Origin of the sequence: Psychrobacter sp. CAM01 (assembly GCF_032842965.1) — a bacterium.
GTDB classification, from domain to species: Bacteria; Pseudomonadota; Gammaproteobacteria; order Pseudomonadales; family Moraxellaceae; genus Psychrobacter; species Psychrobacter celer.
Window position 1 is genome coordinate 53,641 of record NZ_JAWJBL010000001.1, and the last position, 19,354, is coordinate 72,994.

Sequence of the window (19,354 nt, forward strand, 5' to 3'; positions counted from 1 at the left end):
CATGAACCCAAACACCAAAAAACTACGCGATAACGCCATCAAAGTCAGTGTCGATCATTATGACTATCAAATCTTACTGGCCCATGCTGAACGCTCAGGTGTGGAGCTCGCTACCCTCGTCCGCCAGTTAGCTATGAGCAAGATCCATGACTTGATGTTCCGCGAACAACCTATTGCCATGATACTGCCGTCATCAAACACAGTCGAGATGCCTTTGAATCACTTCTGGGCATGGACGCAGTCACCACAGAGTACTACAGGGGTCACCAGTCATGCCTAACGATATCTATATTCATCCTACCCCAGCAGAGCAGCGCCTACTTGAGCAGCAGGCTACTGCACGCGGGATGAGCATTGATGAGTTTGTCGCGTGGGCATTGAGACAAGCACTAGCTGACACCGACACCGATTTACAACTCATCATCAAACACTAAAAGAGGTTTTTATGATCTGCCCTGTTTGCAAGTCCCTAACCCGCGTTCAACGCACCTACGTCATCACAGAACATCTACGCGACTTGGTGCACTGCTGCAAAAACAAAGAATGCGGCCATGTGTTTGTCACTCAGCAAGAGTTTATACGCTCAGTAGTACCTTCTTTGATGGACATCGAGACGACTAGTACAGCGCAGGCATAAACCAAACCACTTACCAAACCAAACGAGCACTATTATGCAAACCATGCAAGACGACACCCGTAACGAGCTGATCAATCGGCTCGTTCAAGACTACGCCCTCAAATTCTCAAGCGATAGACAATTTTTGCGTTATGGCCGCTGCCCGTCATGCGGCAAAAAGGAGCTATTCACTGGCGCCGATAGCCCTTGGACCATCCAATGTGGCCGCGCCAACAAATGCGGCTATCAAGCCTCTACCCGTGACATCTATCCAGACATCTTTGCCAACTGGACAAAGAAAAACCCACCAACGCCTAGCAATCCAAACGCCACCGCCGATGCTTATCTTCAGTCTGGGCGCGGCTTTGATATTGTCAAATGGCAAGGCAGCTATACCCAAGAAGTGTTCAAGGATTTTTATTCCGACTTCACCTGCCCCAGCGTGCGCTTCAATATCACCAGCGATGGCCAAGCCATCGGCTATTGGGAACGACTGATAGAGCCAGCTGCCCACATCAAAAAAGCACGAGTACAGACAGGCTTTAAGTTCAAAGGCCATGCTTGGCTACCGCCAAAGCTGCACTTACAGCATGGCGTCTGGCCGTATGTCAAAGAACTATGGATCACTGAGGGTATCTTTGACGCCATGGCATTGACTGAGAACGGCTTACATGCCATTAGCAACATCACCGCCGGAAACTTCCCAGCGCACACCTTAGCGCAAATAAAGACGCGAATGGCAGAGCTTGGTAAGCCGCAACCCAAGCTTATCATCGCACTCGATAGCGACCACGCTGGACGCAAAGCCACTGACAAGCTGGTGGCCACCGCACGCCAAAACGGCTGGGAGGTCACCGCCGCTCAGTCAAGTGAGTACGGCGACGGTGTAGACTGGAACGACTTGCATAAGGCCGGAAAACTCACCAAGACCGACCTTGAACGCTACCGCTTTTACGGTGAGCTGCTCATTGCCGATACGGCGAAAGACAAGGCGCTGCTCACCTATAACCAATATGGCACGACCAGCTTTTATATGTTTTTTAATCACTGTACCTATTGGGTAAAAGTCGATACAGAAAGCTTTGATAAAGCCAAACAGATGGATGCCGACAGCGAACCGACAGAAGACCTGTTCAGTACTGAAGAAGAACTCAAAGAAGCGTATCAACTATGGCATGACGATCTGATGCAGTCCTGCATGAGTGTCACTCAGATCATGAACTGCCAACCGCAAGCGCTCTATTATCAGCAAAACTTAGTCACTGATGAATCGTGGTATTTCTTTCGTATCCGCACGCCTCAAGGTGATACAAAAAACACCTTTACTGGCAGTCAACTGTCGGCCGCTGGTGAGTTTAAAAAGCGGCTATTGTCAGTCGCCCCAGGTGTCATTTACCAAGGCAATTCCAAGCAACTCGACATCATGCTAGGTCGTATGATTAACGGTATCAAGACCGTTGAGACCATTGATTTTATAGGCTACAGCAAAGACCACCAGACCTATATTTTCAATGATACCGCAATCCGTCATGGTGTGACTTACGCGCTCAATAAAGACGACTATTTTGACCTGCCCAATAATAAGAGCCTAAAGACATTAGCGGCCAGTCCAAATATCCGCATAGGCGACAAACCCAAAGAACCTGCAAATTGGCTAGCGGACATCATAACTGGTTGGGGCGTCCAAGGCGTCATTAGTCTAGTGGGTTTTATGGGTAGCCTGTTTGCTCAGCAGATCCGCGAGCGTCAAAAATCCTATCCATTTATGGAGATTGTGGGCGAGCCTGGGACTGGTAAATCAACGCTATTGAGTTTTTTTTGGCGATTGATAGGCCGTGACTCTTATGAGGGTATCGACCCCAACAAAACCACCAAGGCCGGGCGCCTGCGCTCACTGTCACAGACTTCAAACATGCCAAGCGTGTTCATTGAGTCGGACCGTGATGGCGCTGGGACTGGCCGCAATAGCCAGTTCAACTGGGACGAACTAAAAAACCTATACGACGGCGGCACCATTGGCACGCGTGGCGTCAAGTCGGCCGGCAATGAAGTCTACGAGCCACCGTTTCGCGGCACGATTGTGATTAGCCAAAACTTACCAGTCGTCGCCTCCAAAGCCGTGCTAAGCCGTATCTGTCATCTGTTTTTTACCGTCGAGCGTCAGACCCGCGATAGCGAGGCAGCGGCGCGTCGAATTGAGGCATTACAAACTGAAGATGTTAGCCACTTTTTGATTGATACGCTCAAAGTAGAAGACAAGTTTTTGCAGACGTTTTTTGATACCAAAATGCAGCATGAAAACTGGCTAAAGGACAGCGGTATCAAAGCCTTCCGTGTCGCTCACTGTCACGCCCAGCTATTGGCACTGTTTGATGCTATGAAACTGATATTGCCAGATTTACAGCGGGTGGATGGGGCCGTAAAGCAAGAAGTATTTAATATGGCAACCGAGCGAGATCAGACGCTTGATACCGAGCATCCACTAAATATTCAGTTTTTTGATGTGCTTGAGCGCTTAAACGCCGCACCCAATGAGATCGAAGGCGCAGGTCATCATATCCGCCGCTTACATATCAATCACAGTAAAGACCCCAATTTGTTGGCAATCAGTATGCCAGAGATATATCAGCTAGCAAACGAATACCGTTATGACCTACCGCCGCAAGCGGATATGCACAACGCGCTACGCCAGTCACGACAATTTAAGTTTGTCGCCGCAAACAAGGTCGTGGCATCAAAAATAGCAGGACGCTCAATGCGCTGCTGGGTGTTTGAGATGCCAAAGAATTTAATTTTTAGTTAAGGGGTGGTCATGAGCGGTCCAGTAGAAAAACTCTTTCGAGTTATGCGACTTATCAATAATAACGATGAGCCAATGAGTCCACAGCAAATAGCCGCAGAGACAGAGATGAATGTTCGCACGGTTCAACGTCACGCACTACGACTGGCAGAAGAAGGTTTAATTGACTTTGGTAATAGAACCAATGGTTATCAATTTATGAGAAAAGGATTAAGAAAATGACTTACGAATTTAAAGACAGCGAAGGCGATTGCGGAGAATAAACAATGAACCTAGTCCGCGCCCTATTCCCTTACAACCGTGAAAGCCCTTTACATTGGCTGACCTTCGACACCGTAAGCGGTCAGATGATTGACTGCTCGATGCACCCAACGCACAAGCAGCGAGACCTCTATCAAGGCAAGCATTACAGCATTAATAAAGACAAGATCGAAATGCGCTGCAAGATCGAAGTCTACCAAGAGCGTAAATTTGAATCACTCACAGAAATTAAAATAGGAAAAGACCAATGAGCGACATTATCGACCGCGCCAACGACCAGGCGCAAGAAGAGTTAAATAGAAACCTAGCCAAGGCCCAACGCTTTGATACGCCATCACTAGCTGAATGCGTCGAATGCGGTGAAGATATTCCCGAGCGCCGTCGGCGTTTGGGAGGCGTCACCCGCTGCATTGATTGCCAAAGTGTCATTGAGCGGCGGAGGTAGTCATGCCATTACCACTAAGTTTATATCGTTGTCGTGACAAAGTTTGCATAGCAACTGATGAAAGTATGGTCAATGAGCATCTAAACCGTGATCGCATGGGCAGAAAATCACCCATCAAAAAGATGCCAGAAGGTAGCGTCATCTTACATAACAATAAACCCTACGGTATAGACGAACTGACCAGACTAGCGCACAAAAAAGCCAAGACAATGAAGCTCAACATAGACAACCCTTTTTCAATAATTATTGATGACAGGTTTATCAAATGAAAGCAGTACAATCGGCATAAAAAAAACAGCCCTCACCATTGTGAAGGCTGTTTTATCAAACAGTTAGAGCCAAAAGCCCCAAACCAAGAACTTTTCAGTGGCTCCATAGTTACCAAACCAGACCTTTATTATAGCGCGAAAATGTTGTAAAAGCTAGGTATATCAGGTGTTTAAGCCTATTAAACAGCATGTAAGCGCAAGGATTAACGACATAATGGCAAGTATTGAACCCCTAAAAACCAGCATCCGTATTATCTGGTACATCGACGGCAAAAAGGACAGCGAAACCCTCACTGATACACCGCCCACCCCAGCAAACAAGGCTCACGCACAGCGCATTGCAGACATGGTAGAGCAACAAATCAGCATGGGTATCTTCAACCGTGACCAAGTTTTCCCCGACTCCCCCAAGCGCCAAGCCGCATTCTTTGGCCACTACATCCCAGTTTGGCAAACCGCTGAATCTGGCACCGTCTCCCCATCAACATGGAAAACATATAAAAGCAAAGTAGCCAACCACATAGAGCCATATTGGCACGATAAGCAGATAAGCAAAATAAATGCTGAAGACATCGAGCACTGGGTCTATCAAGTACTCAAAAAAAAGCTATCACCCAAAACCATCATCGACGTGCTCAATCTATGGCGCAGCATTTGGCGCTACTGGGCGCGGCATCAAAAGCATCCTAACGACCCCAGCCAATATATCAAGCTGACTACAAAAGACCCAGAGGACATCAATCCATTCACCCGCGATGAAATCCGCACCATCATCAATAGTGAAACCGATCAAACCCTACGCAACCTTTGGACCGTTATGCTCTGGTCGGGCTTATCCAGCCATGAGCTCATGCCACTAGCAGTTGAGGATATCGACATCAAGCAAGCCACCGCTCACATCAAGCGCGGCTTTGTCAAAGGCCAGCACCGCGTCACCAAAAACCGCCGCCGTAACCGGCAAATTGAGCTACTACCCATCGTTGTAAATGCATTGGCCAATCAATCCGCGCTGGTAGCTACCAATGCAGCACAAACAGTCGACATACTTGATCGCGACAACCATACCTATCAGAATCAACAGTTGACTTGGCTTTGGTACAACGAGCGCACAGACATGCATTACACCTATCCGCAACTAGAAAAGCGATGGAAACGCCACCTGAAACTATGCGACATTGACTACCGACCGCTAAATAACGGACGACACACCTACGCAAGTCAAGTGCTATCAACAGGTGCAATCAGCGCAGAATGGTTGGCCAACCAACTTGGTCATGCGGGCACAGACATGATACATCGCCACTATGGTAAATTTATACCCAGCGATTCGCGGCACATCATCCGCAACCTAGACAGCGCATTGAAATTCACTATCAGCCCTCAATAACGAGGGCTTTTTCTTGTACCAATCTGCAAAAATGAAAATAAAATCAGGCAGGGGTCTGCAAATCATGTAATCCAAGTAACCCCCGAAGAAATAAGACATAAGCCATTGATAAATATACAAATAACAATTACTTGAATCAGGTAATAGAAAGTAATAATAATTACATATTTAAAGTAAGTGCATGATATATATAGTATTTATAATTTCTTAATTAATACCTTTTATACCTGTAATCAATTACCTAATAATTACCTTTAAATTACAAAATAAACCTAATAAAATCAATATGATTACATATATTACCTAGTTTTCAGACCACCCCCTAAAATTTTAAAACATCCAAAACAAGACCGTCACCGACACGCACCTGATTGTCTCTCTATCTAAGCGTGGGATTGGCATGGGATGCACTTATCTTGCTATACAACACCTTTAACGCTGCTATATCAATCACTTAATCTAACCAACCACGTCGCAAAAATTCCGTATAGAAAATTCGAGTCTCTCCAGCCCCACCATTTTCGGATAGTACATCTTAGACCAAATATTAAAACCTGCCTTAATGCAGGTTTTTTTGTGTCTATAACTTTTAAAGTTTACTAAATTCTCTACAAAATGTCTTTTGTTAAGGGTATGATAATGACTAATAACAACAAAGTTGAGTACGGTGACATAAGTTCTACTTTTGGCATTATGGTTGAGCTTGCAAGAGAATATGGACTCACTATTCGTCACTACAATCAAACTGGAGAATTACCACGAACTTTTGAACTTGTTTATAGACGAACTCCTAAAGGTGAAATACCTATAGTTGGCAATTTGTCAGTAGATGATGTGGTCGGAAATAATACTATAAAAGATGGTTTAACTTTGAAGCAGATAATCGAAAAATATGGTAAATAAATTAATAAGCTATTTTTAAATCTCTCAAACATTTCCTAATATTTGAATATCTTTCCTTATTTCGCCTTGCCAGTGCTTGATCAATAATAGGTTGATAATGGCGGTATGCTGGTGGTAGCCTTGGAATTGGCTGCTGACAGTGCTGGACTGCCCAAGCCTTGAGCGGTTCACGACTTTGTGTATCAATCTGCAACGGCCGCACCCCCACTAATATCTCATACAGCATAATCCCAAACGCATAGATATCGCTCTGTACCGATGCGGCGTGTCCTTGCCAGCGCTCAGGTGCCAGATACGCCGGTGTACCCGCAAGATGACCTACGGTTGATGCCTCCACACGAGTGGCCAACGCAAAATCAGTTAATAATAAGTCAGCCTTGAGGCTGCTATCATCAGCCTGACTTAATAAAAAATGAGATGGCGCCAAATCATCTAGCAAGATATTACTGGGTTTAATATCATTATGCAGCCAGCCTGCGCGATGCAGCTGCGCGATTACTTGTGCCGCTTGCATGATAAGCTGATGCTTTTGACGGGCGGGCAGCGGCTGCTTTAGATACTGTGATAGACTGCCGTTTTTATAATATGGCATCACCACAACGATGAGCGCTGACGGCGGCGCTGTGATGTGCAGACGTAACTTATGATGCGCCAGTAGTGGCGGTGCCACGCGCTTATATGGCGTTAGAGCAGACAGCGCGGTGATGACGCCATACTCATAAAAGATGCCGCTAGATACCGCTTGAGCGCTCTGCTGACAATGATGCTCGCTTAATTGCCATTTTAGTAGCACTGGGCCAAACTGTGAGTGTATGGCACGGCTCAAACCCTGATAGTCGGCTGCGTGTACGCCGATGCGCAAGTGCGATATCTGACAATACTGCAATTTTACCAATTCTTTTGTCAGTACAGGCAATATCTGCTGAGCATGAGCCTGCCATACGGGCGATGTCTTCGCTTGTTTTAACGATGACGATGAATTACTGGCATTGTCTTTCATGCTAAAGTAAGGCCTTTATTTAGAATTACTTTGTATTTTTATATCGTCATTTTATATAGTCAAACCGACATAAAATTGACACACTTGATGTCATGTATTACTGGTATTCATTTTGCATAGCATCTGCCGGCGTAGGCACAGCACGCAAGAAAAATAAATACCAGTAGGACGGTACCTATTTTCGTTAATATTTTTCCTGTTATAAGCGACCCAGTATTATGTCCCAGTCTTCCACATCCGTTATAAATTATGCCCTGCCAGAGCCGCTATTAAAGCTACTGGGGCAGTATCTGCAAGAGCAAGTCACACCAAAGATCGATATCGATCCTCAGCAGCTGGCCTATCGCTGGGTCGGTGGTCACCGCGGGCGCTTGGAGCCTTTGGCAGTCAATTTGTTTTTAAGTCTGGATGATTTGCATGGTATCGATAGACAAAAGGCAAAACTGGTGCAAAACACACGGCAGTTTTTAAAGGGCTATCCGGCCAATCACGTCTTGATGACAGGGACTCGCGGCGCAGGGAAATCATCGCTGATTCGAGCGTTGCTACAAGCCTACCATAGCGAAGGGCTACGTATCATCGAAATCGCCCGTGATGATTTGCGCGTACTTGATAAGATACGCGCCGCCATCCGCGCCCTACCAGCGGACACCGATTGCCGCTATATCGTGTACTGTGATGATTTGGCATTTAACGGTCAAGACGAGAGTTACCGTACCTTAAAAAGCGTGTTGGACGGGGCGCTGGACTCCGAACAAGACAGGTTACTGGTGTATGCCACCAGTAACCGTCGGCACCTTTTACCGCAGCTGATGAAAGACAATGTCAATATTTATAATGGGCAAACCGATGAAGTCAACCCTTATGAGACCATCGACGAGACGGTATCGCTGTCTGATCGCTTTGGCTTATGGCTGTCGTTTCACCCGATGGATCAAAACACCTATTTACATATCGTCCGCCATTATTTATCACTTTCCCCAAGTCGCACGCTAGATAATGCGAATGACGGTAAAGAAAGTAATGTTAATAACATTGATGTCGAAGCAACCAATAAGACGCTACCTGACAACATTAGAGCCGCCGCCCTACGCTGGGCATCAGAGCGCGGCGGGCGTTCGGGGCGAGTGGCTTATCAGTTTAGCCGCTACTGGATAGGACAAGCGCAGTTGGCTGCTGAGGACCGTCTGTCTTAAATACCGGCTACCAGTCATTTTTTAGGAGCGCGTGCAGAACCTAAGTACTGCACGCAGCTACCTGCTTCTTCGTCTATCAAGTCTGCAGCGCCATTTACTATATATTGGTCGAAATCTGCGGCCAGCCATAGATTACCGGTATAAGCACTTTGGGCATCCAGACGAATATGCGCCATGTTTGGCGTACGACTCTGCGGATTATCAAAGCTTTGATAACGTGCGCTAAAATGGGTCAATATCAAGTTTGGCAGTCCGCTATCTTGGGCAAATTTGCCGATCAGCTGCGCGCTACTGTGCATCGGATCAAAGTCTGGATTTTTTGTCTGTATCTTATTTAACACCTCATGGGTATAAGTGGCTTCATGCACCAGTAAATCTGCATCAACGACCGCCGCATATAAGCACTCTGGCGTATCATTATCGCCTGCAATCACAACCTTGGTACGCTGCATATCGTCATCGACATACTCAGTAGACGACAACATGCGTCCGTCTTCGGTCACGACATCTTGGCCTTGCTGCAGCCTGCCCCACAGCGTACTGGCTGGGATACCAGCGGCTAGTAATTTATCAGTATTCAGCGTACGGCGGCTGATCGTCTGAGTAATGCCAAATCCATAAGAGGCGACGCGGTGCGACAACGGATGAATGTCTATAACCAGCTGATGTTGGTGGTCTACATTGATAGTTACATCGCCTTTGTGCTCATCATCTGGCTCAGACAATATATCTTCTATCGCCATAAAATCAATGGTAAATGGCAAATACAGCTCGGTTGTCAGCCTCATCGCCTCAAGCATTTTGGCAATGGCTTTGGGCGCAATAAGCGTCAGCGCTGCAGTACGTCCTGACATGGCTGCACTCGCAAGCAGCCCCGGCAGACCATAACAATGGTCGCCATGCACATGAGTGATACAAATGGCTTGTAGCTGATGCAAAGATAGCTTGGTATGAAGCAGCTGCTGCTGTGTGCCCTCACCGCAATCAATTAACACCCAAGGACGCGACTTTTTGCTTTGTTGTCGACTTACCCCCGAGCTATAAGGATTGATGCATTCTATCGCCAAAGCAGTCACGTTACGCTGCTTGGTTGGCACGCCAGCGGAGGTGCCCAAAAAGGTGAACTTTAACATAGACGTCCTTTTTTAGCTAAACCCTCATCTACTGTAGCGACTGGCATAGCATGGTCCTTTGTGCTTGTACCATTTGCCCACCATTGGCCGTACATTCATTGACCATATTGGACTCATAAGATTTCCAGCCACCATAAAAGCTGGCAACACACAAAATCACCACCAGCAGCTTTTGTGACCACGCTTTGATAGATACTTGCTGGCTATTCACCTCTGCCGCCTCTATATGCTGTTTGGCTGCAATCTCACTGTCAGTCGGTGTCCTATTGGGCTTATTCAAGTCTGTCATTTCTTATCCTAAAAAAGGTTTTGTCTATAAATAAACAAAACCTTTTATGTTAGTTTTAAATCAATAATTAGAGCGTATCCTAATCGTTGATACCATTCGCTTTGTTTAGAATTTTAAACGCCCGCCTTTTTCTTCGGCACGTTTAAACGCCTCACGCTCTTCGCAGCGTTTTAGCCAGTTTAAAATATTGGTGTACTTACTGCTATCCAAACCAGAGCCTGCATTGGCTCCGACGACGGCAAGATGCATCTGAATATCAGCGGCGCTAAACTCACTACCAGCAAACCAATGATTGTCCTGTAGGTGCTGCTCCATCATGCCCAGCATACTATCTAGGCTGCGGCTAATCATGTTTTTTTCCACTTGGCTTTGGATTTTTTTGCTGACAGGTTTGATGAGCATCGGCGACTGCTGAACGACTTTGCTAAACACCAAACGCATCACTAGCGGCGGCATCAACGATGCTTCGGCAAAGTGTAGCCAAAAGGTATAAGCTTCCCATGCCGCTTCGTTGTCATCAGCAGGTTTGAACTGCTTATCGGTATCATAATGCTTGATTAAATACTCGATGATAAATCCTGACTCAATCAGCACGCGATCGTTGACCTCCAACATTGGCGCATGACCGATTGGATGCACTTTTTTTAAGCTATCAGGCGCACGATACGCTTTGTTGCGCTCGTAGCACGTCAATTCATAATCGGCGTTTAGCTCTTCTAACAGCCATAAGATACGAAACGAGCGTGAGTTTGCTAAATGATGAAGATGTAACATAAACCGTCCTAGTTATTATGTGAGTGAGCAATAGCATATAGACAAAGTGTCCTGCGCCTGATGCGCTTGGCAGTAACGGCGTTTGTCCGTGACAGCGCTTGGCGTGCATACTGCTCGATAATAGCGCACTTCATCTGTCATTAACACACAAACTGTGGCGCACGCGGGCAAAAATTATGGCTAAAAAACCATGGCTAAAAAATCAAACCTATCACCCGATAAATAATCGCCTTACTTTGAATGCAGCTGCTCTATCTTGCGTGTCATTTTGTCTATTTTTTGCTGATAGCGTTTGATTTTACGAAAACGATGAGCCGCAAGCACCCCTTCGATACGGCGGTTGGTCAGGCGGCGACGCGGTGGGAAGCTACCGACTTGTGGCTCATTGTAGCCATGCAGACGATCATCACGGCGACGCGCTCTATAGCCAAGCGCACTATCAGCAATCATGATCAGTAGCGCGACAAAAATCATGCCGTACATAAATAATGAGCCGCCCTCACTGATGCTTTGGTGCAATATCGTAATCGAAAAGATAAACAAAAAAATCGGCTCAAGATAGCATAGCGTGCCAAACAACGAGACGGGCAGCTTTTGACTGGCGACCATGGTCAGCGACATCGCCGCGGTGCTGATGATACCCAGCAGCGGCAACAGATACCAAAATTTATCGGTAGTGATCGCCAGCGCAAACCCGCCACTCATATAAAGGGCGATCATCACCACTGGCGTCAGCAGCACCAAATCAGAGATAAGGCCGGTGATGGGCGGTACTGCCAGCTTGCGACGCAGCAGATAATAAGGCGGATAACCCAGACAGACAAACAATGTCGCCCAAGAAATCGCGCCATACTGCCAAACATCATACGCGATGCCCAGAGCTGCGCAGATGGTGGCGACCCATTGTAGCGGCGTCATCGCTTCATTATAAAAAAACCGACCCACCATGATCATAATCATCGGGTACAAAAAATACCCCAGCGTTACCTCAAGCCCCAGATTATTGACTGGTGCCCACATAAATATCCAAATCTGGGCGCCCAGTATCGGCGTCGGCAAGATAAATAAAAACCACTCTTTGGGTGTTTTTAGGGTTTTTAGATAATCAAAAATATGCTGCCACTGTTTTAATACACTGACCAGCAGTACCAAACTCAGCAGCATCATCAGCACACGCCACGAGGCGACTTGCGTCCCAGATAGCGGCTGCATCAACAGACCAAATAAAAACAATAATGAGTATAAAAAGTTTGCTGCCACGGCAGCGATGGTGCCCTGCGACGTTTGGGTAGTGGTGAGCATAAAAACAGCCTTTTGAGATAAGCGCACGTCCTTGGCAATTTTAGAAAAAAACAAAAGCCTCAGACGCGGACGTCGGAGGCTTTTGTCTACAAGACCTGTTGTCTATCTCATTGTACACGCAGGTTGTACGTCGCCAATCGTGCTAAAACCCTTCGGTGTTAAAAGCAGGCTAATACAATCATCTGTCGTGACATATCACAAGATAAACGCTTGAAATGACTCATACTTATATCATAGCCAGCATTATGACAAAGTCAGAATAGATAAGCAATACATCCACTTAACGAGTCTTTAATTTTTTATATAGCCGATCTACTTTCAGACAGGTGCCGTACTACTGGAATGGATTTTATGCCGCCTCTGGCGTGACTAAGTCATCCAGCAAGCAAAGAAAATTTATACCAGTAGCGCCTGACACATAGTATCTTGCATGCCAGTTTTATTTAGAAGCAACTATATCATTACGAGTTTGGCGCTTTATTTAGCATCTAACTGCTCTATTTTTCGCTGGATTTTATCCATTTTTCGCTGATAACGGCGTATTTTACGAAACCGATGCGCTTTTAGTACGCCATCAATACGGCGATTTATCAGGCGACGGCGCGGCGGAAAGCCACCTACTTGTGGCTCGCGGTAGCCATGCAAATGATCCCTACGGCGACGACTCAGATAACCTATCGCACTATCGACAATCATCACCAGCAGCGCTGCCGTAATCATGCCATACATAAACAATGAGCCTCCTTCATCCAAGCTCTGACTGAGCACGGTGATGGACAATACAAACAATAACATAGGCTCGATATAGCTAAGCGCGCCAAATAGCGACACGGGCAACTTGCTACTGGCCAGCATCGTCAGCGACATCGCCAGCGCACTAAAAGCGCCTAGCAGTGGCAATAGATACCAAAACTTCATATTTTGCGCCGCCATACTAAAGCCGCCACTGGCATAGAGCATCAGCAGCACCACTGGCGTCAGCAGCGTCAAATCAGACAACAATCCTGTAATCGGTGGCACAGCAATCGTCCGCCTGAGCAGATAATACGGCGGATAGCCCAAGCATACAAACAGCGTCACCCACGATACCGAGCCATATTGCAAGATATCATGACCAATACCAAAAGCCGCTAGTAGCGCCGCCGCTCCTTGCAGCAGGCTCATCGGCTCACGATAAAAAAAGCGACCAAGCACGATCATCACCAGCGGCAATAAAAAATACCCCAAAGTGACATCAAGGCCATAACCGTTCACAGGTGCCCACATAAACAGCCAAATCTGCCCACCCAATATCGGGGTTGGCAGTATAAATATCAGCCAGTCTTTGGCGGTTTTGAGCGTTTTTAGATAATCGAAAACATGCTGCCACTGCTTGCTCACACTAACCAGCAGCACCAGACTGAGTAGCATCATCAACACACGCCATGACGCCACTTGCGTGCCCGTCAAAGGCTGCATAAATAACCCAAATAAAAACATCATCGAAAATAAAACACTCGATGATATCGACGCGATAGCCCCCTGAAAGGTTTGATTGGTCGTCAGCATAACAACAGCCTCAATTTAGCACTTTTTAGGTATCAGTAAGTATCATTCAAAGATCAGCATAAACAGTGGTCATAAAAGATAAAAAGGATTATCAAAGACAACATCCTATAAGCGATAAATAACATCCAAAAAAAAGCCTCCAACGATAACGTCAGAGGCCTTTTCTAGAGCAAAAATGCCAAACTAGAGCAAAAGCAAACTACTGAAACCGTTATTTATCGTCGGTATTGTCACCCTCAATATTTGTCTCATCTAATACAGGATCGTTGGCAATGTCGATCACATCGTGCACATCGGTCGTCGCCGCGTCATCGGTCACTGCATCGATATCGATTTGCGCTTGGCCTGCTACCTCAAAGGTGCCGTCTTCACGCATGGCATCGACCAGCTCATCGTCGCTCTCTTCGTGCTCGACTCGCGCCATCGCCACCAGCTTTTCTTCTTTCGATAGACGAATCAAGGTGACGCCTTGGGTGTTACGACCAGAGCTGGCCACATGCTCAACTGGCGTACGCACGAGCGTGCCTTTGTCCGAGATTAGAATGATATCGTCTGTAGGGTCAACCTTGGTCGCTCGCACCAGTGCGCCATTACGTGCGCTGGTTTTGATGGCTATCACACCGCCGCCGCCGCGGTTTTGCGTATTAAACTCGTCGATAAAGGTACGCTTACCAAAGCCGTTTTCACAAGCGATAAGGATTTCGCGTACATCATCCTCGATAACAACTAGTGATTTGATAAATTCATCATCAGCCAAACGCATACCGCGTACACCTTTGGCAGTACGGCCCATGGCGCGGGCATCGTTTTCATCAAAACGAATGGCTTTACCACTCGATGCAAACAGCATCACCTCTTGGCTACCGTTGGTGATACGGGCGCTCACCAGTTTGTCACCGTCCTCTAGACCAATGGCAATCAAGCCATTTGAGCGGATATTGGCAAACTGCTTGAGCTCTACGCGCTTCACCGTACCATTGGCAGTGGCAAAGAAAACAAACGGTGGCTCGGCCTCATTGCTATTCTCTGAGCTCTCATCATCGTCATCACTCACAGCATTGCCAGACAGCTCTTCGACGATTTTTGGAATAGGCAAAATGGTGGTGACGGTTTCGTCAGCATCCAAACTGATGAGGTTGACCAATGGACGACCTCGCGAGCCGCGGCTGGCAATCGGCACTTCAAACCCACGTAAGCTAAAGACGCGGCCGCTGTCCGTAAAACACAGCACGGTCGCATGCGTCGAGGTCACCACCAAGTGATCTATCACATCGTCTTCTTTCATAGCAGTTGCCGACTTGCCTTTGCCGCCGCGTTTTTGCGCCACATAATCATCGATGGGCTGAGTCTTGGCGTAGCCGGTGCGCGAGACAGTCATCACAACAGTCTGCTCAGGGATGAGATCTTCACGGTTGAAATCCATACGCGAGTCGATAATATCGGTACGGCGCTCATCCCCAAAGTTATCACGAATCTCGATAAGCTCATTAGAGATGATACTCATCAGCTTATCAAAATCACCAAGAATCGACTCCAAATGAGCGATTTCACGCAGCAAATCTTGGTACTCTTCGGTCAACTTGTCTTGCTCAAGCCCCGTCAAACGGTGCAGCTGCATGTCTAAAATCGCATTGACCTGCTCAAGTGATAAGCGATAGCGCTCCTCACCTTCGATCAAACCAAACGGCGCTTTTGGGTCTTCGCCTTCGATAAATTCAGGACGCACAGACTGGCTACCAGCTGCTGTTAGCATCGCCACGACGCTACCGGAGCCCCATGTATTATTTAATAAACTCTCGCGTGCCAAGCCGCGGTTGGCCGAGGCTTTGATAGTAGCGATGATATCGTCGATATTGGCGAGCGCAACGGTCAGACCTTCGAGCAAATGACCACGGACGCGCGCTTTGTTTAGCTCAAAAATCGTACGGCGTGTCACCACTTCTTGACGGTGACGGACAAAGGCGGCTATCAGCTGGCGCAAAGTCAGCAGTTTTGGCTGACCATTATCCAGCGCCACCATATTGATACTAAAGCTCGACTCTAGCGGCGTTTGCAAAAACAAATTATTGACAATGACTTCAGCCGTCTCGCCACGACGCAAGTCAATAGCGATACGCATCCCTTCCTTGTCCGACTCATCACGAATCTCGGTGATGCCCTCGATTTTTTTGTCTCGTACCAGCTCGGCGATACGCTCAATCAGCTTAGCTTTGTTGGCCTGATACGGCACTTCGGTAAAGACAATACGCTCGCGATCACGGTTGACACCTGTGTCACTCATCGGCTCGATATGATAGCGCCCACGAATATGCAAGCGGCCTTTACCGGTGCGATAGGCATCTAAAATACCCGCGCGGCCATAAATAATACCGCCCGTTGGGAAATCGGGGCCTGAGATATGCGACATCAGCTCTTCTGCTGAAACTTGCGGATTTGCGGCATAGGCCAGACAAGCATTGATGACTTCAGTCAGGTTATGCGGCGCCATATTGGTCGCCATACCAACGGCGATACCTGTTGCGCCGTTGACCAGTAGGTTGGGAATACGCGCTGGCATCACGCTTGGCATGCGCTCAGAGCCATCATAGTTGTCTTCCCAATCGACCGTGTCTTTATCCAAGTCAGCAAGCATCTGGTGCGTAAGCTTGGTCATACGAACTTCGGTATAACGCATGGCCGCCGGTGGATCATCATCGATGGAGCCAAAGTTACCTTGGCCGTCGACCATCGGATAACGCAGACTAAAATCCTGCGCCATACGCACGATAGCATCATAAACCGCACTATCACCATGTGGGTGATATTTACCGATGACGTCACCGACCACACGTGCTGATTTTTTGTAGGGTTTGTTATAATCGTTTGATAGCACGTGCATGGCATACATCACACGGCGGTGTACAGGCTTGAACCCATCACGCACATCAGGCAGCGCACGTGAGACGATCACGCTCATCGCATAATCCAAATACGACTGCTTTAGTTCATCTACGATGCCAATAGGACTGACCGATTCGCTCATATACACTCCTTCACTCACTTTTTTCTGATACTGTCACACTGCTTGAAATGTCTTTGGGTCATACAAAAATACAGCTACCAAAAAATGCAGCTATCATCGAAATATAAACCCCAAAAAACCCCCACTCAGCGCACAAAACAACAAGAAAATAGTGATACGGTTTTTGTTAAAAGTAACGTTTTATAAAAGAAGCTATTTTAGCACAAATTTGCCGTATTAGGGGCATTTGCACAGGATTAAAACCAAGCGAATCAGGAGATTAGCGGTCATTTTTTTGACTTTTTTTCTCTATTTTTTGTGGGTCAGCGGCAGATCTTTTTAGACTGACTAATCTTGCCGTTATGACAAACAAATTTGCCATCTTTTGAGCAGTGCGACACCCCGCCCATTTTCCCTGAACAAGGTGTGTTTCGAGCTTGTGCTTGGCTGATGGGCGCAGTGATAATGGCGCAAGCCAGTAGTGCTAACAAGATAGATTTCATAGGGTTTCTCTTATCGGTGGCTCGTTAAGCGGCATAAAAAACTGCGTCCAACCTCATGGACACAGTTTGGTGGATTGTCAGACGATTTATCCGTTTGAGTATCGTTAACTTATCGCGAAATAGCAGCCGTAGTACATGACCTAAAGGCTGCCGATGTTATGTTGGATTGACTACCGGCTTAAAGTTTTGATCAAAAAACGCACGCGTGGCCTCAGTACAGGCTGGACTGACCAGACCGCCATGATAGTTGGTATAAAATGCTAGGAGCGGTATATTGCCTTGCGCCTCAGCGTCAGCTTTTACCTTTTCTACGCTCTGACTAAAGCGGGTCTGTACGCGGACTCTGATCGCCTCTGCATCCCAAGTATTCATGGCAGCTTGGCCAATCAAGCTCAAGGTCTGCTGATCTGGGCGCTCGTCAGCATTGTCGATATCGACATCGAGCACGGTGACGTTGAGGTTTTTGGCTGATTTTTTTGCCGCTGCTTGCAGTAGCGTGACCATCGAGCCGGTATTGGTATCAAAATAAACCGTCGGGTCTTGGTTGCCGCCGCAAAGCAGTGTCGGCATGGTCGGCACATAGCCGCGCAAATCGTTGTCTTTTAATGCCTTACGTAAAGTGTTTTTAGGCATGGCCGCTGGCAGACCATCGCCGTTCTCTGCCCACAGCCCATCAGGATGTTTGTCGGTATCAGCGACATAGGCGGCACGAAAATCTGTCTTAATCAGATAGTCATTTTCATCATAACCACCCAAGATAGAAAACAGTTTGCCTTGCTCTAGTCCTGCCAGCCTAGGGTCACTAGGATTTTTTTGAAACAGCGCATTATTAGGCAACTTGCCCATCTCCACTAGCTCCCCAAATGGTAATTCATTTGGCAGTTGCGCATTGGCATATTTATCCAAAAATATGTCTGATTTTTTATTATAAATATTGCCATATTTTTCTTGTAGGCCACTGCCAAGTAATGGCGCAAACCTTGAGGCACCGATATTGACGTTACCTCTAAATATCTCATCACCAAACGCTGCTAGCGCATAAGGCCCTGAAGATGGCGCGATGGCTGTCACTGGTTTTTCTTGGGATTGTAGCAATCTGGCCGTTGCCATCGTGACATAGCCGCCTTGCGAGTAGCCAGCGATAAATAGCTTGCCTGAATCCACAATATCACGGTAATTGACCGCATTGGCACGCTTTTGCCGTGCCATGATATCGCGCGCGCTGTCTAGGGCGTTGACCATGTCTGTCGACTGCTGCTGAGCCACAAGGTAAGGATGATAATCCAGCGTGGAGTCATCATAGCCTGCATAATTGGGTGCGACAACGATATAGCCTTGTGCGGCAAAATTAGCAGCGATTAAGTTGGCTTCGCTTACCGCAGGATTTTGGATATTACCCACTTGCGCAAAGTCATAAGACTTGTCGGTGGTCGTACCATGGGCATATAATAGCAGCGGGCGCGCGCCTTGGCATTCAGGAGCATCGCCCGTTGGCAGCATCAATGCAGCCGTGGCATTGGTATCTTCGTTAGCGGCACCTTTGGTGTCGTAGCTGACTTTTTCTATCGTGACGCCGCATTTGGCTGCGGGCGTTGCGGTACTACCCAGCCCAAAGCTGCTGTCTACTTGAGAGGCGCTAAAGGAGCTGACAAATTCAGCAGTGGCTGATGAGACGATATCGACATCATTGTCAAAGTCATTGTCATCGCCGCAGCCGACCAGCCATATACTACTGGCGATGGCAACTGATAAGACACTGCGCATCGCTATCGGTTTGTGAGTCGCTGCGCGGCCGCGCCGTGAGTGGGAAGTGATCATAATGGCTATCCTTAGCAGTCAAAAGCGGTAAAAAATTATGAAAAAAAAGCGCCGTGCGTCCTTGGCAAATGATGATACATTTATACCGCAAATACTACCGAAAAGCTAC

20 protein-coding genes are annotated in these 19,354 nt (G+C 47.2%); 11 read left to right on the forward strand and 9 right to left on the reverse strand.

Annotated elements, in window-relative coordinates; translation table 11 throughout:
- The first annotated feature begins 1 nt into the window (after nt 1).
- From R0I52_RS00305 to R0I52_RS00350, 10 genes are all read left to right on the forward strand, one after another.
- The gene (locus R0I52_RS00305; RefSeq protein ID WP_317052670.1) at nt 2–280 is read left to right on the forward strand and encodes a hypothetical protein; all 279 of its coding nucleotides are present in this window, start codon (nt 2–4) and stop codon (nt 278–280) included.
- Nucleotides 273–434 (forward strand): hypothetical protein, encoded by a 162-nt coding sequence (locus R0I52_RS00310; protein WP_317052671.1) that lies wholly within the window; start codon nt 273–275, stop codon nt 432–434. Before R0I52_RS00305 ends, R0I52_RS00310 begins: the two co-directional genes overlap by 8 nt.
- A gap of 11 nt (nt 435–445) precedes the next feature.
- Entirely contained in the window at nt 446–637 is a 192-nt protein-coding gene (locus R0I52_RS00315; RefSeq protein ID WP_317052672.1) for an ogr/Delta-like zinc finger family protein, read from the forward strand.
- 34 nt (nt 638–671) lie between these two features.
- Nucleotides 672–3,419, forward strand: a complete 2,748-nt coding sequence (locus tag R0I52_RS00320) for a toprim domain-containing protein (protein WP_317052673.1) — start codon at nt 672–674, stop codon at nt 3,417–3,419.
- A 9-nt stretch (nt 3,420–3,428) separates the two neighbouring features.
- Complete coding sequence (locus tag R0I52_RS00325) at nt 3,429–3,638, forward strand: helix-turn-helix domain-containing protein (protein ID WP_201585255.1); 210 nt, start codon at nt 3,429–3,431, stop codon at nt 3,636–3,638.
- A 44-nt stretch (nt 3,639–3,682) separates the two neighbouring features.
- Entirely contained in the window at nt 3,683–3,928 is a 246-nt protein-coding gene (locus R0I52_RS00330; RefSeq protein ID WP_201585257.1) for a hypothetical protein, read from the forward strand.
- Nucleotides 3,925–4,122 (forward strand): TraR/DksA C4-type zinc finger protein, encoded by a 198-nt coding sequence (locus R0I52_RS00335; protein ID WP_286707808.1) that lies wholly within the window; start codon nt 3,925–3,927, stop codon nt 4,120–4,122. The genes R0I52_RS00330 and R0I52_RS00335 overlap by 4 nt, the downstream gene beginning before the upstream one ends.
- A gap of 2 nt (nt 4,123–4,124) precedes the next feature.
- Complete coding sequence (locus R0I52_RS00340; RefSeq protein ID WP_317052674.1) at nt 4,125–4,391, forward strand: hypothetical protein; 267 nt, start codon at nt 4,125–4,127, stop codon at nt 4,389–4,391.
- Between the two features lie 214 nt (nt 4,392–4,605).
- Nucleotides 4,606–5,778, forward strand: coding sequence for an Arm DNA-binding domain-containing protein (locus R0I52_RS00345; protein ID WP_317052675.1), 1,173 nt, complete (start codon nt 4,606–4,608; stop codon nt 5,776–5,778).
- Nucleotides 5,779–6,417: 639 nt separating this feature from the next.
- Complete coding sequence (locus R0I52_RS00350) at nt 6,418–6,681, forward strand: hypothetical protein (protein WP_192993740.1); 264 nt, start codon at nt 6,418–6,420, stop codon at nt 6,679–6,681.
- A 1-nt stretch (nt 6,682) separates the two neighbouring features.
- On the opposite strand, the gene R0I52_RS00355 is transcribed toward R0I52_RS00350, so the two are convergent.
- Complete coding sequence (locus tag R0I52_RS00355; protein WP_317052676.1) at nt 6,683–7,681, reverse strand: serine/threonine-protein kinase; 999 nt, start codon at nt 7,679–7,681, stop codon at nt 6,683–6,685.
- Between the two features lie 218 nt (nt 7,682–7,899).
- Between R0I52_RS00355 and R0I52_RS00360 the strand changes: the two genes are divergently transcribed.
- Entirely contained in the window at nt 7,900–8,877 is a 978-nt protein-coding gene (locus R0I52_RS00360; RefSeq protein ID WP_317052677.1) for an ATP-binding protein, read from the forward strand.
- 14 nt (nt 8,878–8,891) lie between these two features.
- Here R0I52_RS00360 and R0I52_RS00365 read toward each other — a convergent pair whose 3' ends face one another.
- The 8 genes from R0I52_RS00365 to R0I52_RS00400 all read right to left on the reverse strand — a co-directional run bounded on the left by R0I52_RS00365 (nt 8,892) and on the right by R0I52_RS00400 (nt 19,245).
- Nucleotides 8,892–10,010, reverse strand: coding sequence for a ribonuclease Z (locus tag R0I52_RS00365; protein WP_317052678.1), 1,119 nt, complete (start codon nt 10,008–10,010; stop codon nt 8,892–8,894).
- A gap of 28 nt (nt 10,011–10,038) precedes the next feature.
- Entirely contained in the window at nt 10,039–10,299 is a 261-nt protein-coding gene (locus tag R0I52_RS00370) for a hypothetical protein (RefSeq protein ID WP_317052679.1), read from the reverse strand.
- Between the two features lie 105 nt (nt 10,300–10,404).
- On the reverse strand, nt 10,405–11,073 hold the full coding sequence (locus R0I52_RS00375) for a glutathione S-transferase (protein ID WP_317052680.1): 669 nt from the start codon (nt 11,071–11,073) through the stop codon (nt 10,405–10,407).
- Nucleotides 11,074–11,304: 231 nt separating this feature from the next.
- Nucleotides 11,305–12,375 (reverse strand): EamA family transporter RarD, encoded by a 1,071-nt coding sequence (rarD, locus tag R0I52_RS00380; protein ID WP_317052681.1) that lies wholly within the window; start codon nt 12,373–12,375, stop codon nt 11,305–11,307.
- A gap of 477 nt (nt 12,376–12,852) precedes the next feature.
- Nucleotides 12,853–13,923, reverse strand: a complete 1,071-nt coding sequence (gene rarD, locus R0I52_RS00385) for an EamA family transporter RarD (RefSeq protein WP_317052682.1) — start codon at nt 13,921–13,923, stop codon at nt 12,853–12,855.
- A 211-nt stretch (nt 13,924–14,134) separates the two neighbouring features.
- Entirely contained in the window at nt 14,135–16,945 is a 2,811-nt protein-coding gene (gyrA, locus tag R0I52_RS00390) for a DNA gyrase subunit A (protein ID WP_317052683.1), read from the reverse strand.
- Between the two features lie 302 nt (nt 16,946–17,247).
- A complete protein-coding gene (locus R0I52_RS00395; RefSeq protein ID WP_317052684.1) occupies nt 17,248–17,427 on the reverse strand; it encodes a hypothetical protein in 180 nt (59 codons plus the stop codon).
- 156 nt (nt 17,428–17,583) lie between these two features.
- Nucleotides 17,584–19,245: an alpha/beta fold hydrolase gene (locus R0I52_RS00400; protein WP_317052685.1), complete on the reverse strand. Its 1,662-nt coding sequence runs from the start codon at nt 19,243–19,245 to the stop codon at nt 17,584–17,586.
- Nucleotides 19,246–19,354: the final 109 nt, after the last annotated feature.